Source organism: Cupriavidus sp. MPR-AND1C (assembly GCF_058809705.1).
Genome location: NZ_JBXASU010000010.1, coordinates 107,283 through 123,517 on the forward strand (window position 1 = coordinate 107,283; position 16,235 = coordinate 123,517).

The window sequence follows — 16,235 nt, forward strand, 5'->3', positions numbered from 1 at the left end:
AACCTCCCCCCAGGAAACCTCTCACACATGACCGCAATGACTCGCGAGCAATGCCTCGCCCTCGACCAAGAAGATCCGCTGCGCCGCCTGCGCGACCAGTTCGCGCTCCCGCAAGGCGTGATCTACCTCGATGGCAACTCGCTGGGCGCGCGCCCGCGCAGCGCCGCGGCACGCGCCGCCGAAGTGGTGAGCGAGGAATGGGGTACGGGCCTGATCCGCAGCTGGAACACAGCCGGCTGGTTCGAACTGCCCCAGCGCCTGGGCAATATGCTGGCACCGCTGATCGGCGCCGGCGAGGACGAAGTCGTGGTGACCGACACCACCTCCTCCAACCTGTTCAAGGTGCTGGCGGCCGCGCTGCGCGTGCAGCAGACCCGCGACCCGAAGCGCAAGGTGATCGTATCGGAAGCCAGCAACTTCCCCACCGACCTCTACATCGCACAGGGGCTGGCCGACCTGCTGCAGCAAGGCTATTCGCTGCGCCTGGTGAATGCGCCCGAGGAGATCGATGCGGCGGTGGACGCCGACACCGCCGTGCTGATGCTGACCCATGTCAACTACAAGACCGGCGAAATGCTCGACATGGCCAGCGTGACCGAGATGGCGCATGCCCGCGGCGCGCTCACGGTGTGGGACCTGGCCCACTCGGCCGGCGCCGTGCCCGTGGCGCTCAAGGCATCCGGTGCGGACTACGCGGTCGGCTGCACTTACAAGTACCTCAACGGTGGCCCCGGCTCGCCCGCCTTCCTGTGGGTCGCGCCGTCGCTGCGCGATGCTTTCTGGCAACCGCTGTCCGGCTGGTGGGGCCATGCCGCGCCGTTCGCGATGGAACCCGGCTACCGCCCGCGCGAAGGCGTAGCGCGCTTCCTGTGCGGCACCCAGCCCATTGCCTCGCTGGCCATGGTCGAATGCGGGCTCGATATCTATGCCCAGACCGACATGGCAGTGCTGCGCGCCAAGTCGCTGATGCTGACCGACCTCTTTATCGCGCTGGTGGAAACACGCTGCGCCGCGCACCCGCTCGAACTGGTGACCCCGCGCGCCCATGCGCGCCGCGGCAGCCATGTGAGCTTTGCCCATCCGGACGGCTTTGCCGTGGTGCAGGCCCTGATCGAGCGCGGCGTGATCGGCGACTACCGCGAGCCACGCATCGCGCGCTTTGGCTTCACGCCGCTGTACACCAGCTTCACCGAAGTCTGGGACGCAGTGGAAATCCTGCGCGACGTGCTCGACAGCGGCACTTACAAGGCAGAGCGTCACCAGACGCGCGGCCTGGTGACCTGAGCAGGAGCACGCCATGAGCAACCACAAGGGATGCCCGATGTCGGGCGCAGGCGCCACAGAGACCAGCGATGCCAGCTGGCATGACGCCCAGATGGATTTCGCCAAGGACATGAGCTACGGCGATTACCTGGCGCTGGACCAGATTCTCAACGCCCAGCATCCGCTCTCGCCCGAGCACAACGAGATGCTGTTCATCGTGCAGCACCAGACCAGCGAGCTGTGGATGAAGCTGGCGCTGCACGAGCTGCGCGCCGCGCGCGAATGCGTGCGCCAGGACCAGCTGCCACCCGCGTTCAAGATGCTCACGCGAGTCTCGCGCATCATGGAGCAACTGGTGCAGGCGTGGAACGTGCTAGCCACGATGACGCCGCCGGAGTACTCGGCGATGCGCCCTTACCTGGGGATGTCGTCTGGTTTCCAGTCATTCCAGTACCGCGAGATCGAGTTCATCCTCGGCAACAAGAACGCGGCCATGCTGCGCCCGCATGCGCACCAGCCGCAGCACCTGGCGCTGCTGGAAGAAGCCCTGCGCACGCCGTCGCTGTATGACGAAGCGATCCGCCTGATGGCGCGGCGCGGCTTTGCCATCGATGCGGCCTGCATCGAGCGGGACTGGACCAGGCCGGCCGGCGAGAACGCCTCGGTGGAAGCGGCATGGCTGGAGGTCTATCGCAAGCCCGAGGCGCACTGGGAACTGTATGAACTAGGCGAAAAGTTCGTCGACCTGGAAGATGCTTTCCGGCAGTGGCGCTTCCGCCATGTCACCACCGTGGAACGCGTGATCGGCTTCAAGCGCGGCACCGGCGGCACCGAAGGCGTCAGCTACCTGCGCAAGATGCTCGACGTGGTGCTGTTCCCGGAGTTGTGGAAGCTGCGCACGGATCTGTAAACGGGGCAGAAGCAGGCAGTATTGGCATCGCGGCACCGGCCAGGGCCGGTGCCGCCTCGCTTCAGAGCGCCGGGTCCGACAGCCGCGCCGCCAGCGCGCGCAAGGCCGGCGCCAGCTTGTCGTGAAACACCGCTTCCTCGACCGAGCCATAGGACGCACTGCAACTCAGCATGTGCAGCTCCTTCTCCCCCACCGGACGGAATGCCACCGCGCATGCGTGGATGGCCGGGTGCCAGTCGCGGAACGACGCCGCATAGCCCAGGGTCGACGCCTGCTCCACCGTGGCGCGCATGGCCGCCTCCTGGGTTTTCCACTGTTCGGGATAGGCCAGGGCAAACTCCGCCAGCACCCGTTCGCGCTTGGCCGCCGGCAAGGCCGCCAGGTAAGCCCGGCCCATGGAACTCGATACCAGCGAGAGCCGCGACCCCACGCCCAGCCCCAGCATCACGCCTGCATCGTTGCGGATCGATTCAAGATAGATCACCTCCATGCGCTCGCGCTTGCCCAGCGAGACCGACACGCCGTAAGCCTGCGCGAACGCCAGCATGTGCGGGCGCGCCAGCGTCACCACATTGGACGCGGACAGGTAGGAATAGCCTAGCGCCAGCACGCCGGCATCGAGTGCGTACTTGCCCAGGCTATCGTCGTAGCGCAGGTAGCCCAGTTGCACCAGTGTGCCGGCCAGCCGGCTCACTGTGGCTTTGGGAAAGCCCGTGCGGCGCACGAAATCCTGGTTGCCCAGCATCGACTCGCCAGTGCGAAAGCAACGCAGCAGCTCAAGGCCGCGCGCCAGCGCGGCAACAAAATTGGGATCGCTCTCGCGCGGTGTGGCGCTGGCGGCATCCGCCGCAGGCGTGGCTTGCGATTCAGTGGCCAAAAGTGATCTCCGCGGAATGGATGGAGGCAGCGCGCCCTATTGCATGGATCGCGCATTGCGATATACTACATCATCGGAACACAGTTCCGCAATGCGGAACCGCAAAAGCACCACGGCGGACCGCGGAATGCGCCGATACTTCCTGAATTCAGGGTTGGCTCGCGAGGCCGCCCATTCCGATCTGCACTAGACCTGCACTACCGAAGGAGACCTACATGGCTGCCAACGCCGAATTCCACTGGGCTGACCCGCTGTTGCTGGACGACCAGCTGAGCGCCGACGAGCGCATGGTGCGCGACGCCGCCCTGGCCTATTGCCAGGACAAGCTCGCCCCGCGCGTACTGCAATCGTTCCGCAATGAGAAGACCGACATCGAGATCTTCCGCGAGATGGGCGAGCTGGGCCTGCTCGGCCCCACCATTCCCGAGGAATACGGCGGCCCCGGCCTGAACTACGTGGCCTACGGCCTGATCGCGCGCGAAGTGGAGCGGGTGGATTCGGGCTATCGCTCGATGATGAGCGTGCAGTCGTCGCTGGTGATGGTGCCCATCCACGAATTCGGCAGCGAAGCGCAGAAGCAGAAATACCTGCCTAAGCTGGCAACCGGCGAGTGGATCGGCTGCTTCGGCCTGACCGAGCCGAACCACGGTTCCGACCCGGGCTCCATGATCACGCGCGCCAAGAAGGTGGCAGGCGGCTATGAGCTGTCCGGGGCCAAGATGTGGATCACCAACTCGCCCATCGCCGACGTCTTCGTGGTGTGGGGCAAGCTGGTCGGCGACGACGGCAAGGAAGCGATCCGCGGCTTTATCCTCGAAAAGGGCTGGAAGGGCCTGTCGGCACCTGCCATCCACGGCAAGGTTGGCCTGCGCACCTCGATCACCGGCGAAATCGTCATGGACCAGGTGTTCGTGCCGGAAGAGAACCTGATGCCGGGCGTGTCCGGCCTGAAGGGTCCCTTCACCTGCCTGAACTCGGCCCGCTATGGCATCGCCTGGGGCGCCCTGGGCGCCGCCGAGTTCTGCTGGCACACCGCGCGCCAGTACACGCTGGACCGCAAGCAGTTCGGCCGCCCGCTGGCCGCCAACCAGCTGGTGCAGAAGAAGCTGGCCGACATGCAGACCGAGATCACGCTGGGCCTGCAAGGCTGCCTGCGCCTGGGCCGCATGAAGGACGAAGGCACCGCTGCGGTGGAAATCACCTCGATCATGAAGCGCAATTCCTGCGGCAAGTCGCTGGACATCGCCCGCGTGGCGCGCGACATGCTCGGCGGCAACGGCATCTCGGACGAGTTCGGCGTGATCCGTCACGTGGTCAACCTCGAAGTGGTCAACACTTACGAAGGCACCCATGACATCCACGCGCTGATTCTGGGCCGCGCCCAGACCGGCATCCAGGCGTTCTTCTAAAGCACGCCGCCCGGGCCCGCCCGCTCTCTCGCAAGAAATAAAAAGGCCCGGCTGCGAAGCCGGGCCAAGCACACGACCAAGGAGAGACGACGGGCGAGCCCATCGTTGTACAACACCGGTGCGCCGGCCCGGCGCTACGCGCCCTGGCCGGCCGCTTGCTTACTTGTTGGGTTGCGGCGTGAGCCGCAGGTAAGGCCGCACGGCCTTGTATCCCTTCGGAAATTTCTGCTTTATCACGTCCTCGTCCTTCAGCGAGGGCACAATCACCACATCCTCGCCGTCCTGCCAGTTGCCCGGCGTGGCAACGCTATGGCTGTCGGTGAGCTGCAGCGAATCGATCACCCGCAGGATCTCATTGAAGTTGCGCCCGGTGCTGGCCGGGTAGGTGATGGTCAGCCGCACCTTCTTGTCCGGGTCGATCACAAACAGCGATCGCACCGTGAAGGTCGCGTTCGCATTGGGGTGAATCATGTCGTACAGCTCGGAAACCTCGCGGTCGCCATCGGCGATGATGGGGAAATTGACCGTGGTACCCTGGGTCTCGTTGATATCCTTGATCCACTCTCGATGGGACTCGACAGGATCGACCGACAGTGCGATGACTTTGACATTGCGCTTGGCAAAATCACCCTTCAGCTTCGCCGTCAGGCCGAGTTCGGTCGTGCAGACCGGTGTGAAATCGGCCGGGTGCGAGAAAAGCACGCCCCAACTGTCGCCCAGCCATTGATGAAAGCGAATCGGGCCTTCACTGGAATCCTGTTCGAAATCCGGCGCGATGTCACCGAGACGTAGAGCCATGCGGGTCTCCTCAAGAGGCAAAATAGGGTTGAACCACTCTAGTGCGATTGCGATCCAACCCAAACGAATATAAAGTCACTACAAAATCACCTTTTTGTATTAAGACCTTTGTTAAGACCTTTGTCCTGCGTCACAGTCCTGCACGCTGTGTCGGACTCGTGGTGTTGAAACCACGGCGGTTCCCCGCATATGCTAGTAAAGAGGGCGAGAAGCTGCCCGACAACGTGCGGGGAAGGCAAAATGTCACAATCCGAAACCACCGCCCGCAAACAGGAGAAACTGATGAGCGATGTCAAGACCGTTTTGTCCGATGCCGAAGAACTGCTTAAGCAAGCGGCCTCGACCACAGGCGAGAAAGCTGCCGAACTGCGTGAGCGCGGCATGGGCCTGCTGAAACAAGCCAAGGAAAAGGCCCAAGACCTTCAGGACGCCGTGGTCACCAAGAGCAAGGCGGCCGCACGTGCCACCGACGATTACGTCCATGACCATCCGTGGCGCGCTGTCGGCGTTGCCGCCGGCGTCGGCCTGCTGATCGGCCTATTGCTGAACCGCAAGTAATTCGCCCGGCCGCAGGCCTCGCGCATGAACCCGAACGCCTTGCACCTGGGCCAACGCATGTCGCGGCGCAGTGCCAGGCAACGCCCCGCCAGCGGTCGCGCACCGCTGGCGGGGTTCCCCGTCTGCAGCAGGTGCGGCGCTTCGCCGCTGCACGCCTTCGCCGGAATTGAATGAGCGATCCCACCTCTTCCCCCAAGTTTATGGATGCCCTGCGCAGCCTGGCAGGATCACTGGTGGCAATGGTGCAGACTCGCCTTGAACTTGCCAGTGTCGAACTCGCGGAAGAACGCTCCCGGCTGATGAGGATGGCCTTGCTGGCCTGTTTCGGCCTGGTGTTCTTTGGCTTGGCCATGGTGACACTGACCGTCTTGATCGCCATCGTGTTCTGGGACACCTACCGCTGGCAGGCCCTGGGCGTGCTGGTTGCGTTGTACCTGGCCGCCTGCGCAATCTGCCTCGCGGTTGCCCGCCATCTGGCGCGCAATGCCCCGCCCCTGTTCGAAGCGACGCTGGCCGAGATCGATAAAGACCGGGAGATCCTGCGCCGATGAGCACACCACACACCCCAGGCGAGCCGGCCGACGACGCGCCTGGCACCGCATCCCCCTCCAAAGCGCCTCGCTCGCACCAACGCCCCGTACGTTTCGCGCGGGAGGTGCGCCTGCCCCTTGCCATTCGCAAGGAGCTGCTGATCACGCGCGCCGCGCTTGAGCGCTACGACTGCGCCCAGGCGCTCCATCACGTCCGTGGCAGCGCGACCCGCCTTGGCCGCTTCAGCACCTGGCTGCCGCGCATGACCCGGCCCGCCTCCTGGCTCAAGCTGCTCGGACTCGCCAAGGACTACCCGATGCTCAGCTCAGCCGTGTCCCTGGCGCTGCCGCTGCTGCGCAAGACCCCGGTGCTGCGCTGGGGCTGGAAGCTGTCCAAGTTCGGCGCGCTGGCCGCGGCCGGCTACTGGGCCTACGAGACTTTTCAGAAAAGCTCCGTCCAGGATGCCCGCAAGACCCCGTCCGACACCGTCGACACGGGGTTCCGCGACCCGCTGGTGCGTTAGCACCGCGATACGCCATGCAAGGCCGCCACCTGCGCCGGCCTTGCCTACGGGCCTGCCACACGGCAATGAAGGCAATATGCGCCACGCGCCGCGGCGAGCCGCCGTACGCCACCATGGCGGCGCGCGCCCCAACGCTTTTTCGACGCAAGGTGACAGCCCAATGACCCAACGTGCGGAAATGCAGCAAAAGGCGTTCTACCTGCTGCTGGCAGTCGTGTCGATCGCCTTCTGCTTCGTCCTGCGGCCCTTCTTCGGCGCCGTGTTCTGGGGCGCCATCCTGGCCATCATCTTCACGCCGCCCAACAACTGGCTGACCCGGCGCATGGGCGACCGACGCAACCTGGCATCGCTGACCACGCTGACGCTATGCCTGCTGATCGTCGTGCTGCCGCTGATCTTTGTCACCGGCGCCCTGATCCAGGAAGGCAGCACCGTCTACCAGCAGATCAAGTCCGGCCAGCTCAATTTCGGCGCCTACTTCCAGCAAGCCTTGCACGCCCTGCCGCCGTCGGTGACAAGGGTGCTGGGCCGCTTCGGCCTGACCGATATCAGCGACCTGCAGCAAAAGCTCACCGCGGGGGCCGCCCAGGCCAGCCAGATCCTCGCCGCGCAGGCGCTCAGCATCGGGCAGAACACCTTCCAGTTCTTGGTCAGCTTTGGCGTGATGCTGTACCTGCTGTTCTTCCTGCTGCGCGATGGCCCGCAGCTTTCCAAGATCATCATGCGGGCGATCCCGCTGAGCGAGCCGCACAAGCAGCACCTGCTGCGCAAGTTCACCACCGTGGCCCGAGCCACCGTCAAGGGCAACATCGCCGTGGCCGCGGTGCAAGGCGCGCTGGGCGGCCTGGCCTTCTGGTTCCTCGGCATCCAGGGCTCGCTGCTGTGGGGTGTGCTGATGGGCTTCCTGTCGCTGCTGCCCGCGGTGGGCGCCGCACTGATCTGGGGGCCGGTGGGAATCTACTTCCTGCTGACCGGCGACGTGGGCAAGGGCTCCATCCTGATCGGCTTCTGCGCGGTGGTGATCGGCGCGGTGGACAACGTGCTGCGCCCCATCCTGGTCGGCAAGGACACCCGCATGCCCGATTGGGTAGTGCTGATCTCCACGCTGGGTGGCATGGCGCTGTTCGGGCTGAGCGGCTTCGTCATCGGCCCGCTGATCGCCGCGCTGTTTATCGCCAGTTGGGACCTGTCCACATCCACGCGGGAAGAAATCGAACGCCGGGACGCCGCGCACGACAAGGACCAGCCGCCGCCCCCACCGCCCGCGCCGCCCACAGGCGCAACCGGGCAAGCCAGCGCCCAGGCGCCAGGCCCCGAGGCGGCGCGTACGGACTGAGCCGCGGCGCCGCTTGCCGGCCCCAAACACACCAAGGAGTGAGCATTGCGTCAAGACGAACCATCATCCGGTGCACAGGCGCTGGCAAAGGTGAAGCACTACAGCGTGCGTGAGATGTTCCGCAAACCGGACCGCTCCCAGTTCTCGATCTCGCCGGATGGCCGCCACCTGTCCTTCCTCGCCCGGCACCAGGGCCGCCAGAACATCTTCGTGCAGGCCATCGACACCGAAGGCAACCTGTTGGGCGAAGCCCGGCCGCTGACCCACGAGAGCGAGCGCGACCTGCCCTTGCACACCTGGAAAGGCAACGCGCACATCCTGTACGCGAAGGACTTTGGCGGCGACGAGAACTTTCACGTGCTGTCGGTGCCGATCGACGGCGGCGAGCCTGTCGACCTGACCCCGTACCCGGGCGTGCGCGCGGAGATCATCGACGATCTCGAGGACGATGACCGCCATATCCTGCTGTCGCACAATAAGCGCGACCCGGAAGTGTTCGACGTGCTGCGCGTCGATGTCGTCACGGGCGAGTCCGTGCAGATCGCGGAAAACCCGGGCAACGTGATGAGCTGGGGCACCGACCACGCAGGCCGCCTGCGGGTAGCGACCGCCAGCGATGGCGTAAACACCACCCTGCTCTACCGCGATGCCGAGGACGAGCCTTTCCGCCCGATCCTGACCACCAACTTCCGCGAGACGGTCTCGCCGCTGTTCTTTACCTTCGACGACAAGCAGCTGTATGTGCAGTCGAATCGCGGCCGCGACAAGACGGCGATATTCGAGTTCGATCCGCAGACCGCCAAGGAAGGCCGCCTGGTCTTCGAGCACGATGAGGTAGACGTCGGCGGCCTGTCCTACTCGCGGCATCGTCGCGTGCTGAGCGCCGCCTGGTACACCGACTGGAAGACGCACCGCCATTTCTTCGACGCCCACGCCGAGCAGATCCATGCCGACCTGCAGCGGCAACTGCCGGGCTACGAGCACCACGTCACCAGCATCACGCGCGACGAAACCCGCATGATCGTCTCCGCCTCGAGCGACAAGACCACCGGCACGCGCTTCCTGTATGACAGCGGCACGCAAAAGCTGGTCACGCTAGGCAAGGTGCAGCCCTGGCTGGATGAAGCCGACATGGCCGGCATGCAGCCAATCCGTTTCACCTCGCGCGACGGCCTGCAGATCCACGGCTACCTGACGCTGCCGGTGGCCAGCGCGGGAGAGCCTGCGCCGCGGGGCCTGCCGCTGGTGGTCAACCCGCACGGCGGCCCGTGGACACGCGACGTTTGGGGCTTCAACCCCGAGGTGCAGTTGCTGGCCAATCGCGGCTATGCCGTGCTGCAGATCAACTTCCGCGGCTCCACCGGCTACGGTCGCGCATTCTGGGAGGCGAGCTTCAAGCAGTGGGGCAAGACGATGCAGCACGATATCGACGACGGCGTCGACTGGCTCGTCGCGCAAGGCATCGTGGACCCCAAGCGCATCGCGATCTACGGCGCCAGCTATGGCGGCTATGCAACGCTGGCGGGCGTAGCCTTCACGCCGCAGCGCTACGCCGCGGCCATCGACTATGTCGGCGTATCGAACCTGTTCACGCTGCTCGAGACCATTCCCGCGTACTGGAAACCGATGCTGGACATGCTGCACGAGATGATCGGCAACCCCAACGTGCAAGCCGAGCGCCAAGCCCTGCACGATGCCTCGCCGGTGTTCTTCGCGGACAAGATCCGCACGCCGCTGCTGGTGGCGCAAGGCGCCAACGATCCGCGCGTCAAGCAGGCGGAGAGCGACCAGATCGTCCAGGCACTGCGCTCGCGCGGCGTGGATGTGGAATACCTGCTAAAGGAAAACGAGGGCCACGGCTTCCACAACGAGGAAAACACCTTCGACTTCTACGAAGCCATGGAAGCGTTTCTCGCCAGGCACCTGGCCAGGGAAGGCTGATTTGCGACCGCTCCGCGCCCGAACATCAGGCGCGGGCACATGAAACAAAAAAGGCGTAGCGGTTGCCCGCTACGCCTTTTGCAATGCTGGTGGGTCGTGCGTGACTCGAACACGCGACCAACGGATTAAAAGTCCGCTGCTCTACCGACTGAGCTAACGACCCGGAAAAACTGAAGCCGCGATTATAGGAATATCTTGGCCCTAAAGTCAACCTTTGAACACGAACTACTCGTGCTAGATCATGCGCTCAAGGCGCCATATCTGGTAGCGGAAGCCCAGCACCGAGCCAAGCAGGATGCCGGCCAGCGCGATAAACGAGCCAATCGCCAGCGTGGATACGCCTGACAGCCCCTGGCCGATGGTGCAGCCCAGCGCGGTCACGCCACCCGCGCCCATCAGGACGCCACCCACCAGATGATTGCCGACGTCCTCGGCGTTGCCAAAGCCTTCCCAGCGAAAGGTGCGGGTCACCAGTGCGTACGCAGCGGCACCGGCCACCACGCCGAACACGCTGACGATGCCGATGGTCAGCACCTTGCTCTTGTCGCTGAACATCATCAGCCAGTCGAGCGTGTAGGCATAGGGAGCGACGAAGCTCAGGCTCTCCATGCGGCCGCTGTTGCTGGCAACAAACAGTTCCTCGAGCGTATTGGGATCCTCAGCGACATAGCCGAGGTGCCCGGACACGTACCACATGGCCACGATGATCAGGCCCACGGCCAGGCCACCAAGCAGGTTATCGAAGGTGCGCAAGCCGCGTCCCGCCAACGCCCAGATCACCAGCGCCCCGCCCACCACCAGCGCGATGCCGACTTGCAGGGTGGCGCGCGACATGCCGCTGGCATGCGCCAGCACGGAGGGCAGGTCTTGCGTGGTGGGCAGCGTGAGCGCCACGGCGTCGACGGTGTTTACGCGAATCACGCCAAACAAGCCGCGCAGCGTCATATAGGCCGACAGCCCCAGGAAGACGAACACCACCAGCGACTTCAGGTTGCCCGCGCCGATACGCACCAGCGTCTTGCTGCCGCAGCCCGAGGCCAGCACCATGCCGAAACCGAACATCAGCCCGCCCACCAGGGCGGAGAGCCAGCTGAGCTTGCTGGCGGCATAGATGGTCTTGGTGGGATCGATGTAGCCGCCCGCAGCCAGCGCGGAGGTGCCGATCATGGCCACGCCGATGGCCAGCCCCCACATGCGCATGCGGGTCCAGTCGCCCATATTGACGATGTCGGAGACCGCACCCATGGTGCAGAAGTGCGTGCGCTGGAGCACCGCCCCAAACAGGAAGGTCAGGATGAAGGTGCTCGCCAGTATGGTACGGCTGAGCGCGGCAATATCGATTTCGGGCATGGGTGTCCGGCGGGGGAAGCGGAACGGGTGGGTGCGCGCAAGCGCGCTGGTGGCAACGACTACCGTCAGGCTGCGCCCTGGTAGCGGGTGGGATCGGGCACGCCAGCGGCCTCGAAGCCCGCGCGGCGGATGCGGCAAGAGTCGCACACGCCACAGGCCCGGCCGTCGTCGTCGGCTTTATAGCACGACACCGTCATGCCGTAGTCCACCCCGAGCTTGACGCCGGCGCGGATGATCTCGCCCTTGGTCATGTCGATGATGGGCGCGTGCACGCGGATGCGCTCGCCTTCGACGCCGGCCTTGGTGGCCAGGTTGGCAAGCGCCTCGTAGGCGGACACGTACTCGGGCCGGCAATCCGGATAGCCAGAGTAGTCGACCGCATTGGCACCGAAGAACAGGTCGCGGCCGCCAACGGCCTCGGCCCAGCCCAGGGCCAGCGACAGCATGATGGTATTGCGGGCCGGCACGTAGGTAACCGGAATGCCGCCGACGGCACCGTCCGTAGGCACCTCAAGGCTATCGTCGGTGAGCGCGGAGCCGCCGAAGCGGCGCAGGTCCAGGTCGATGATCTCGTGGCGCACCGCGCCCAGGGCGGCGGCCACGCGCTTTGCGGCCTCCAGTTCCGAGGAGTGGCGCTGACCGTAGCGCATCGACAACGCATAGGTCTCGAAGCCTTGCGCATTGGCCATGGCAAGGACGGTGGCGGAGTCCAGGCCGCCGGAAAGCAGGACGATAGCGCGTTTTTTCATGATGGCACGGCGCGGCGCCTGGAGGCGCCACGCAAAATTCGAGGCGAATCGCGTATTTTAGCGCGCCCAAGACTAAAGGCCCGCGGATGCGGGCCTTTAGTGTAATGACTGCTATCTCTGGGCCGCTTGGCAGCGCGCCGCCCTCTCAGGCGCTTACTTCAGCGTCTTGAGGCGATTGCTCGCCGCCTGCGCGCCCTCGGTGCCGGGGTACTTTGCTACCACCTGCTCCAGGGTCTTGCGGGCAGCGGGCTTCTGGCCCGATTCGATCTGGTTGTTGGCAATGGCGATCAGCGCATCCGGCACCTTGGGGTGATCCGGATAGGCCTGCACCATGTTCTGCAACACCGAGGTCGAGCCGCGGTAGTCGCGCTGCGCGTACAGCGAGTTGCCGAGCCAGAACTGCGCCAGCGGCACGTACGGGCTCTGCGGGTACTTCTTGATGAAGCCCGCGAACACGTTGCCGGCACCCTTGAAGTCCCCGGTCTGGAACTGCTTGAGCGCGGCATCGTATTCGGTCTTCTCGCCAGGTTGCGACAGCCCTTCGCGGCCATCCACGGTGACCTGTTGCGGCTCGAATTTCTTCAGGCGCGCATCCAGGTCCGCGTAGTAGTCCTTCTGCTGTTTTTGCAGCGTCGTCACCTCGTTCTGCAGCATCTCGTTCTGGCCACGCAGTCGCGCCACTTCCTGGCGCAGACCTTCGAGCTGGTTCTGCATGTCGAGCTGGGCGCGGCTGTTCTGGTCGATGCGCTGCGATGCCGTCGCCTGGAAACCGTTGAACTGGTCCCGCATGTTGACGATGGCTTTGCGCGCCTCGTCATCGTCGAACACGCCGGCCCGCGCCTGTGCAAACGGCAGCAGGCTGGCGCAGGACATCGCAGTAAGCAATACCAACTTGGAGGCGCGTGCTTTCATGAGATGGCTGTCCGCAGATTAGTACGTGATGTCCGCGCGGCGGTTTTCTGCCCAGGCGGCTTCGTCGTGGCCGGTTGCCTTGGGCTTTTCCTTGCCTAGGCTGACGGCTTCCATCTGGGTTTCCGGCACGCCCAGCGAGGACAGCGAGCGGCGCACGGCTTCGGCGCGCTTCTGGCCCAGTGCCAGGTTGTATTCGCTGGTGCCGCGATCGTCGGTGTTGCCCTGAATCAGGATGCGGCGGCCCTTGTTGGCGGCCAGGTACTTGGCGTGCTCCGACAGCATGCCCTGGTAGTCGGACTTGACGCTGTAGCTGTCGAAGTCGAAGTACACGCTGCGCTTGGCCAGCGGGCTGTTCGGATCGTTCAGCGGATCACGCGACACGTCCACCGGCGCCACGGCGCGGGCGTCGGTCGAAGGCGTACCCTTGTTGCCGGCACCGGCGTTGGCGGTGTCGTCCAGCTTGACGCCGGAGCTGCAAGCGCCGAGGGCCAGCAGAGCGGCGACGGCAAGGGTTTTGGTCATCATATTGGTCATGGCTAGGAACTCCTCGTTTATTGCATGAATGGTCCCCAGGACGGCTCGCGAACCTCGCCGGACTGGAGCGACAAAACCTGCCGGGTACGCCCGTCAGTGGACACTGCCGCCAGCACCGAGCGACCTCCCACCCGGGTGGCATAAAGAATGTACTTGCCGTTGGCGGCGAAGCTCGGGGCCTCGTCGTTGGCGGTGTCGGTCAGCGAGGTCACATCGCCGTTGCCGAGATCCATCAACTGCAGCTTGAAGCCGCCGCTGCGGGTGATGTAGGCCAGCTGCTTGCCATCCGGGGAAATGCGCGGGCTCACGTTGTAGCTGCCCTTGAAGGTCACGCGCTGGGCTGCGCCGCCTTCTTCGCCGCCGGCCGGCATGCGGTAGATCTGCGGCGCACCGCCGCGATCGCTGGTGAAGTAGATGCTGCGGCCATCCGGCGCGTATTGCGGCTCGGTATCGATGGCGCTGCTGCGTGTGAGGCGCTTGAGCCCGGAGCCATCGGCGCCAACCTGGTAGATCTGGGTATTGCCATCGCGCGACAGCGCCACCGCCAGGCGCTGGCCGTCAGGCGACCACGAAGGCGCGCTGTTGTTGCCCTTTTGGTTCGACACCAGCGTGCGCTTGCCGGTCGCCAGGTCGTGCACGTAGACCACGGGCTTCTTGGCTTCAAAGGACACATAAGCAACCTTGCTGCCATCCGGCGACCACGAAGGCGAGATGATCGGCTCGTTGCTGGTCAGCGCGACTTGAGAGTTCTGGCCGTCGGAGTCCGAGATCAGCAGCTGGAAACGCCCGCCCACCCGCGAGACATAGGACAGCCGCGTGGCAAACACACCGCGCTCGCCCAGCAGCTTCTCGTAGATGTAGTCGGCGATCTTGTGACCGGTCACGCGCAGCTGGTTTGCGCTAACCGTGAAGGCCAGGCCACCCAGGCTGGTGCCCTTGACGGTGTCGTAGAGGCGAAAGCGCACGTCGTACTGGCCGTTGCCGGTAGGTGTGACGCTGCCGGCGACGAAAGCATCGGCGCCGCGCGCCTTCCAGCTACCCAGGTCGGCATTGGCGGACTCCGCCACCGTGGCGCCGCCCGGGTCGACATTGCGGAAGCGGCCGCTGCGCTGCAGGTCACTGCGGATGATGGCGGTGAGATTTTGCGGGGCCTGGGCTTCGCCCTGGAAGTTGGCCGTGGCGATGGGGAACTGGCTGGCGCCGACGCCGGTGATTTCAACGTTCAATTGCGCCTGTGCGCTGCCGGCCGAACACGCCAGCACCACGGCCAGCCCGGCAAACAGGGCGTGCGCGCGGGCGCCGTGCCGCCGCGCGGCCAGCCAAAGGGGGGCCCAAAGCTTTCGCATGCTGCTCCTCAATCGAGATCAATATTCATCGAGCGCGGCCGGCAAACGGGAGCCGTGGAACGGGCAAGCATGCTGAAGGCTTGTCGCATGCCCGTATCGCGTGCCCCGGGCACATTTGCCGGCTGCGTCAGGCAACCTGTCATCGTAGCGTTGGGACTGCGGTGCATCGACGTAGGTTGCAATATGTTGCAATTCGAATGTTCCCGTGCCGTCGCCATCGCCGTACCTCTTAATCCTTAGGCTTGAAGGTGATCGTGAAGCTGGCCGGCGCCTTGCCGTTTTCGTCGCGGGGCAGCGGATCCGAGCGCTCCACGGCGCGCAGCACGGCGCTGTCCCAGCCCGAATTGCCGCTGGACTTGGACAGCCGCGCGGACATCAGGGAGCCGTCCGGCGCCAGTTGAACCGACACCACCGCAGCCGGATTGCCAGGCACGTCTTCGGTAAACACGATATTCGGCTTGACGCGGCGACGCACGCGATCCGGGTAGCCAGGCGAGGCCTTGCCGCCCGAACCAGCACCGCTGCCGGCGCTGCTGCCGACACCGCCGGCGCCGCCGACTGCCGCCCCGCCGCCGGCCATGGCCTGCAGCCGCGCCAGTTCACTGTGGCGCTGGGCATTGGCGGCGGCGTCGCGCTTGGCCTTGGCATCCGCATCAGCCTTGGCTTTCGCGTTGGCGGCGGCCTTGGCCTCAGCGTTGGCCTTGGCCTTGGCGTCGGCGGCTGCCTTGGCCTTGGCGTCGGCTTCGGCGCGCGCCCTGGCATCCGCCTCGGCACGGCTCTTGGCCTCGGCGCGGGCCTTGGCGTCAGCTTCCTTACGCTCGCGCTCAACCTGCTCCTTGCGCTGCTCCTGCAGCGCGGCCTGCCTGCGCGCGTCTTCCTTGCGCTGGGCGTCCTTCTTCAGTTCGTCCTTCTTCAGTTCTTCGCGGCGTTGCTCTTCGCGGCGCAGGTCGTCCTTGTGCTGGGCATCCTTGCGGGCGGCTTCCTTGCGGGCCGCTTCCTGCCGCTCAGCTTCTTGGCGTGCGCGCAGGTCGGCCTGCTGGCGCGCCTCCTCGCGGGCGGCGGCCTCGGCCTGGCGGCGCTTTTGCTGCTGGAGGGCGATCTCCGCGTCTTCTTCGGCACGAGACCTCACCGCTGGCGCGGCAGGCGCGGGACGGGCTTGTACGATGGGCTGCGGTGCGGGAGGTGGCGGGGGCGGCGG

At 65.3% G+C, this 16,235-nt stretch carries 16 protein-coding genes and 1 tRNA gene; 8 read left to right on the top strand and 9 right to left on the bottom strand.

What is annotated here, in order from left to right:
* Window positions 1–27: 27 nt before the first annotated feature.
* Together kynU and kynA are read left to right on the top strand one after the other, a co-directional pair.
* Complete coding sequence (gene kynU, locus AC1RWI_RS08830) at window positions 28–1,284, top strand: kynureninase (protein ID WP_043348490.1); 1,257 nt, start codon at window positions 28–30, stop codon at window positions 1,282–1,284.
* Window positions 1,285–1,297: 13 nt separating this feature from the next.
* Complete coding sequence (kynA, locus tag AC1RWI_RS08835) at window positions 1,298–2,173, top strand: tryptophan 2,3-dioxygenase (protein ID WP_043348493.1); 876 nt, start codon at window positions 1,298–1,300, stop codon at window positions 2,171–2,173.
* Window positions 2,174–2,234: 61 nt separating this feature from the next.
* Here kynA and AC1RWI_RS08840 read toward each other — a convergent pair whose 3' ends face one another.
* On the bottom strand, window positions 2,235–3,050 hold the full coding sequence (locus AC1RWI_RS08840; protein WP_043348497.1) for an IclR family transcriptional regulator: 816 nt from the start codon (window positions 3,048–3,050) through the stop codon (window positions 2,235–2,237).
* 215 nt (window positions 3,051–3,265) lie between these two features.
* On the opposite strand from AC1RWI_RS08840, the gene AC1RWI_RS08845 reads away from it, so the two are divergent.
* Window positions 3,266–4,459 (top strand): acyl-CoA dehydrogenase, encoded by a 1,194-nt coding sequence (locus tag AC1RWI_RS08845; protein WP_006162948.1) that lies wholly within the window; start codon window positions 3,266–3,268, stop codon window positions 4,457–4,459.
* Window positions 4,460–4,618: 159 nt separating this feature from the next.
* Here the strand turns inward: AC1RWI_RS08845 and AC1RWI_RS08850 are convergent, their stop codons facing one another.
* Window positions 4,619–5,257 carry a peroxiredoxin gene (locus AC1RWI_RS08850; RefSeq protein ID WP_043348499.1) on the bottom strand — a complete coding sequence of 213 codons (639 nt, stop codon included), beginning with the start codon at window positions 5,255–5,257 and terminating at the stop codon, window positions 4,619–4,621.
* 240 nt (window positions 5,258–5,497) lie between these two features.
* Here AC1RWI_RS08850 and AC1RWI_RS08855 point away from each other — a divergent pair, with 240 nt between their 5' ends.
* From AC1RWI_RS08855 to AC1RWI_RS08875, 5 genes are all read left to right on the top strand, one after another.
* Window positions 5,498–5,815 (top strand): ElaB/YgaM/YqjD family protein, encoded by a 318-nt coding sequence (locus tag AC1RWI_RS08855; RefSeq protein WP_324291756.1) that lies wholly within the window; start codon window positions 5,498–5,500, stop codon window positions 5,813–5,815.
* A gap of 170 nt (window positions 5,816–5,985) precedes the next feature.
* Window positions 5,986–6,366 carry a phage holin family protein gene (locus AC1RWI_RS08860; protein WP_043348504.1) on the top strand — a complete coding sequence of 127 codons (381 nt, stop codon included), beginning with the start codon at window positions 5,986–5,988 and terminating at the stop codon, window positions 6,364–6,366.
* Window positions 6,363–6,869, top strand: a complete 507-nt coding sequence (locus tag AC1RWI_RS08865) for a DUF3318 domain-containing protein (RefSeq protein WP_043348506.1) — start codon at window positions 6,363–6,365, stop codon at window positions 6,867–6,869. The genes AC1RWI_RS08860 and AC1RWI_RS08865 overlap by 4 nt, the downstream gene beginning before the upstream one ends.
* 160 nt (window positions 6,870–7,029) lie before the next feature.
* Window positions 7,030–8,205, top strand: a complete 1,176-nt coding sequence (locus tag AC1RWI_RS08870) for an AI-2E family transporter (protein ID WP_236701919.1) — start codon at window positions 7,030–7,032, stop codon at window positions 8,203–8,205.
* A gap of 114 nt (window positions 8,206–8,319) precedes the next feature.
* Complete coding sequence (locus AC1RWI_RS08875) at window positions 8,320–10,146, top strand: alpha/beta hydrolase family protein (RefSeq protein ID WP_492865802.1); 1,827 nt, start codon at window positions 8,320–8,322, stop codon at window positions 10,144–10,146.
* Window positions 10,147–10,233: 87 nt separating this feature from the next.
* Here AC1RWI_RS08875 and AC1RWI_RS08880 read toward each other — a convergent pair.
* The 7 genes from AC1RWI_RS08880 to tolA all read right to left on the bottom strand — a co-directional run.
* A tRNA-Lys gene (locus AC1RWI_RS08880) sits at window positions 10,234–10,309 on the bottom strand.
* A 71-nt stretch (window positions 10,310–10,380) separates the two neighbouring features.
* The gene (locus AC1RWI_RS08885) at window positions 10,381–11,496 is read right to left on the bottom strand and encodes a YeeE/YedE family protein (RefSeq protein ID WP_043348513.1); all 1,116 of its coding nucleotides are present in this window, start codon (window positions 11,494–11,496) and stop codon (window positions 10,381–10,383) included.
* Between the two features lie 65 nt (window positions 11,497–11,561).
* Window positions 11,562–12,245, bottom strand: a complete 684-nt coding sequence (queC, locus tag AC1RWI_RS08890; protein WP_043348516.1) for a 7-cyano-7-deazaguanine synthase QueC — start codon at window positions 12,243–12,245, stop codon at window positions 11,562–11,564.
* Between the two features lie 153 nt (window positions 12,246–12,398).
* Window positions 12,399–13,157, bottom strand: coding sequence for a tol-pal system protein YbgF (gene ybgF, locus AC1RWI_RS08895; RefSeq protein ID WP_043348519.1), 759 nt, complete (start codon window positions 13,155–13,157; stop codon window positions 12,399–12,401).
* An 18-nt stretch (window positions 13,158–13,175) separates the two neighbouring features.
* Window positions 13,176–13,691 carry a peptidoglycan-associated lipoprotein Pal gene (gene pal, locus AC1RWI_RS08900; RefSeq protein WP_173430687.1) on the bottom strand — a complete coding sequence of 172 codons (516 nt, stop codon included), beginning with the start codon at window positions 13,689–13,691 and terminating at the stop codon, window positions 13,176–13,178.
* A gap of 17 nt (window positions 13,692–13,708) precedes the next feature.
* Window positions 13,709–15,037, bottom strand: coding sequence for a Tol-Pal system beta propeller repeat protein TolB (tolB, locus tag AC1RWI_RS08905; RefSeq protein ID WP_043348522.1), 1,329 nt, complete (start codon window positions 15,035–15,037; stop codon window positions 13,709–13,711).
* 229 nt (window positions 15,038–15,266) lie between these two features.
* Window positions 15,267–16,235, bottom strand: a 969-nt coding sequence (tolA, locus tag AC1RWI_RS08910; RefSeq protein WP_492865796.1) for a cell envelope integrity protein TolA, incomplete at its 5' end; no start/stop codon positions are given.

What these genes read in the sequence shown, in the direction of transcription:
- pal (WP_173430687.1), bottom strand. Translation starts at nt 13,691, where the DNA reads ATGACCAATATGATGACCAAAACCCTTGCCGTCGCCGCTCTGCTGGCC.
- AC1RWI_RS08870 (WP_236701919.1), top strand. Translation starts at nt 7,030, where the DNA reads ATGACCCAACGTGCGGAAATGCAGCAAAAGGCGTTCTACCTGCTGCTG.
- AC1RWI_RS08875 (WP_492865802.1), top strand. Translation starts at nt 8,320, where the DNA reads ATGTTCCGCAAACCGGACCGCTCCCAGTTCTCGATCTCGCCGGATGGC.
- kynA (WP_043348493.1), top strand. Translation starts at nt 1,298, where the DNA reads ATGAGCAACCACAAGGGATGCCCGATGTCGGGCGCAGGCGCCACAGAG.
- AC1RWI_RS08860 (WP_043348504.1), top strand. Translation starts at nt 5,986, where the DNA reads ATGAGCGATCCCACCTCTTCCCCCAAGTTTATGGATGCCCTGCGCAGC.
- AC1RWI_RS08885 (WP_043348513.1), bottom strand. Translation starts at nt 11,496, where the DNA reads ATGCCCGAAATCGATATTGCCGCGCTCAGCCGTACCATACTGGCGAGC.
- AC1RWI_RS08855 (WP_324291756.1), top strand. Translation starts at nt 5,498, where the DNA reads ATGTCACAATCCGAAACCACCGCCCGCAAACAGGAGAAACTGATGAGC.
- kynU (WP_043348490.1), top strand. Translation starts at nt 28, where the DNA reads ATGACCGCAATGACTCGCGAGCAATGCCTCGCCCTCGACCAAGAAGAT.
- ybgF (WP_043348519.1), bottom strand. Translation starts at nt 13,157, where the DNA reads ATGAAAGCACGCGCCTCCAAGTTGGTATTGCTTACTGCGATGTCCTGC.
- AC1RWI_RS08865 (WP_043348506.1), top strand. Translation starts at nt 6,363, where the DNA reads ATGAGCACACCACACACCCCAGGCGAGCCGGCCGACGACGCGCCTGGC.
- AC1RWI_RS08845 (WP_006162948.1), top strand. Translation starts at nt 3,266, where the DNA reads ATGGCTGCCAACGCCGAATTCCACTGGGCTGACCCGCTGTTGCTGGAC.
- queC (WP_043348516.1), bottom strand. Translation starts at nt 12,245, where the DNA reads ATGAAAAAACGCGCTATCGTCCTGCTTTCCGGCGGCCTGGACTCCGCC.
- tolB (WP_043348522.1), bottom strand. Translation starts at nt 15,037, where the DNA reads ATGCGAAAGCTTTGGGCCCCCCTTTGGCTGGCCGCGCGGCGGCACGGC.
- AC1RWI_RS08850 (WP_043348499.1), bottom strand. Translation starts at nt 5,257, where the DNA reads ATGGCTCTACGTCTCGGTGACATCGCGCCGGATTTCGAACAGGATTCC.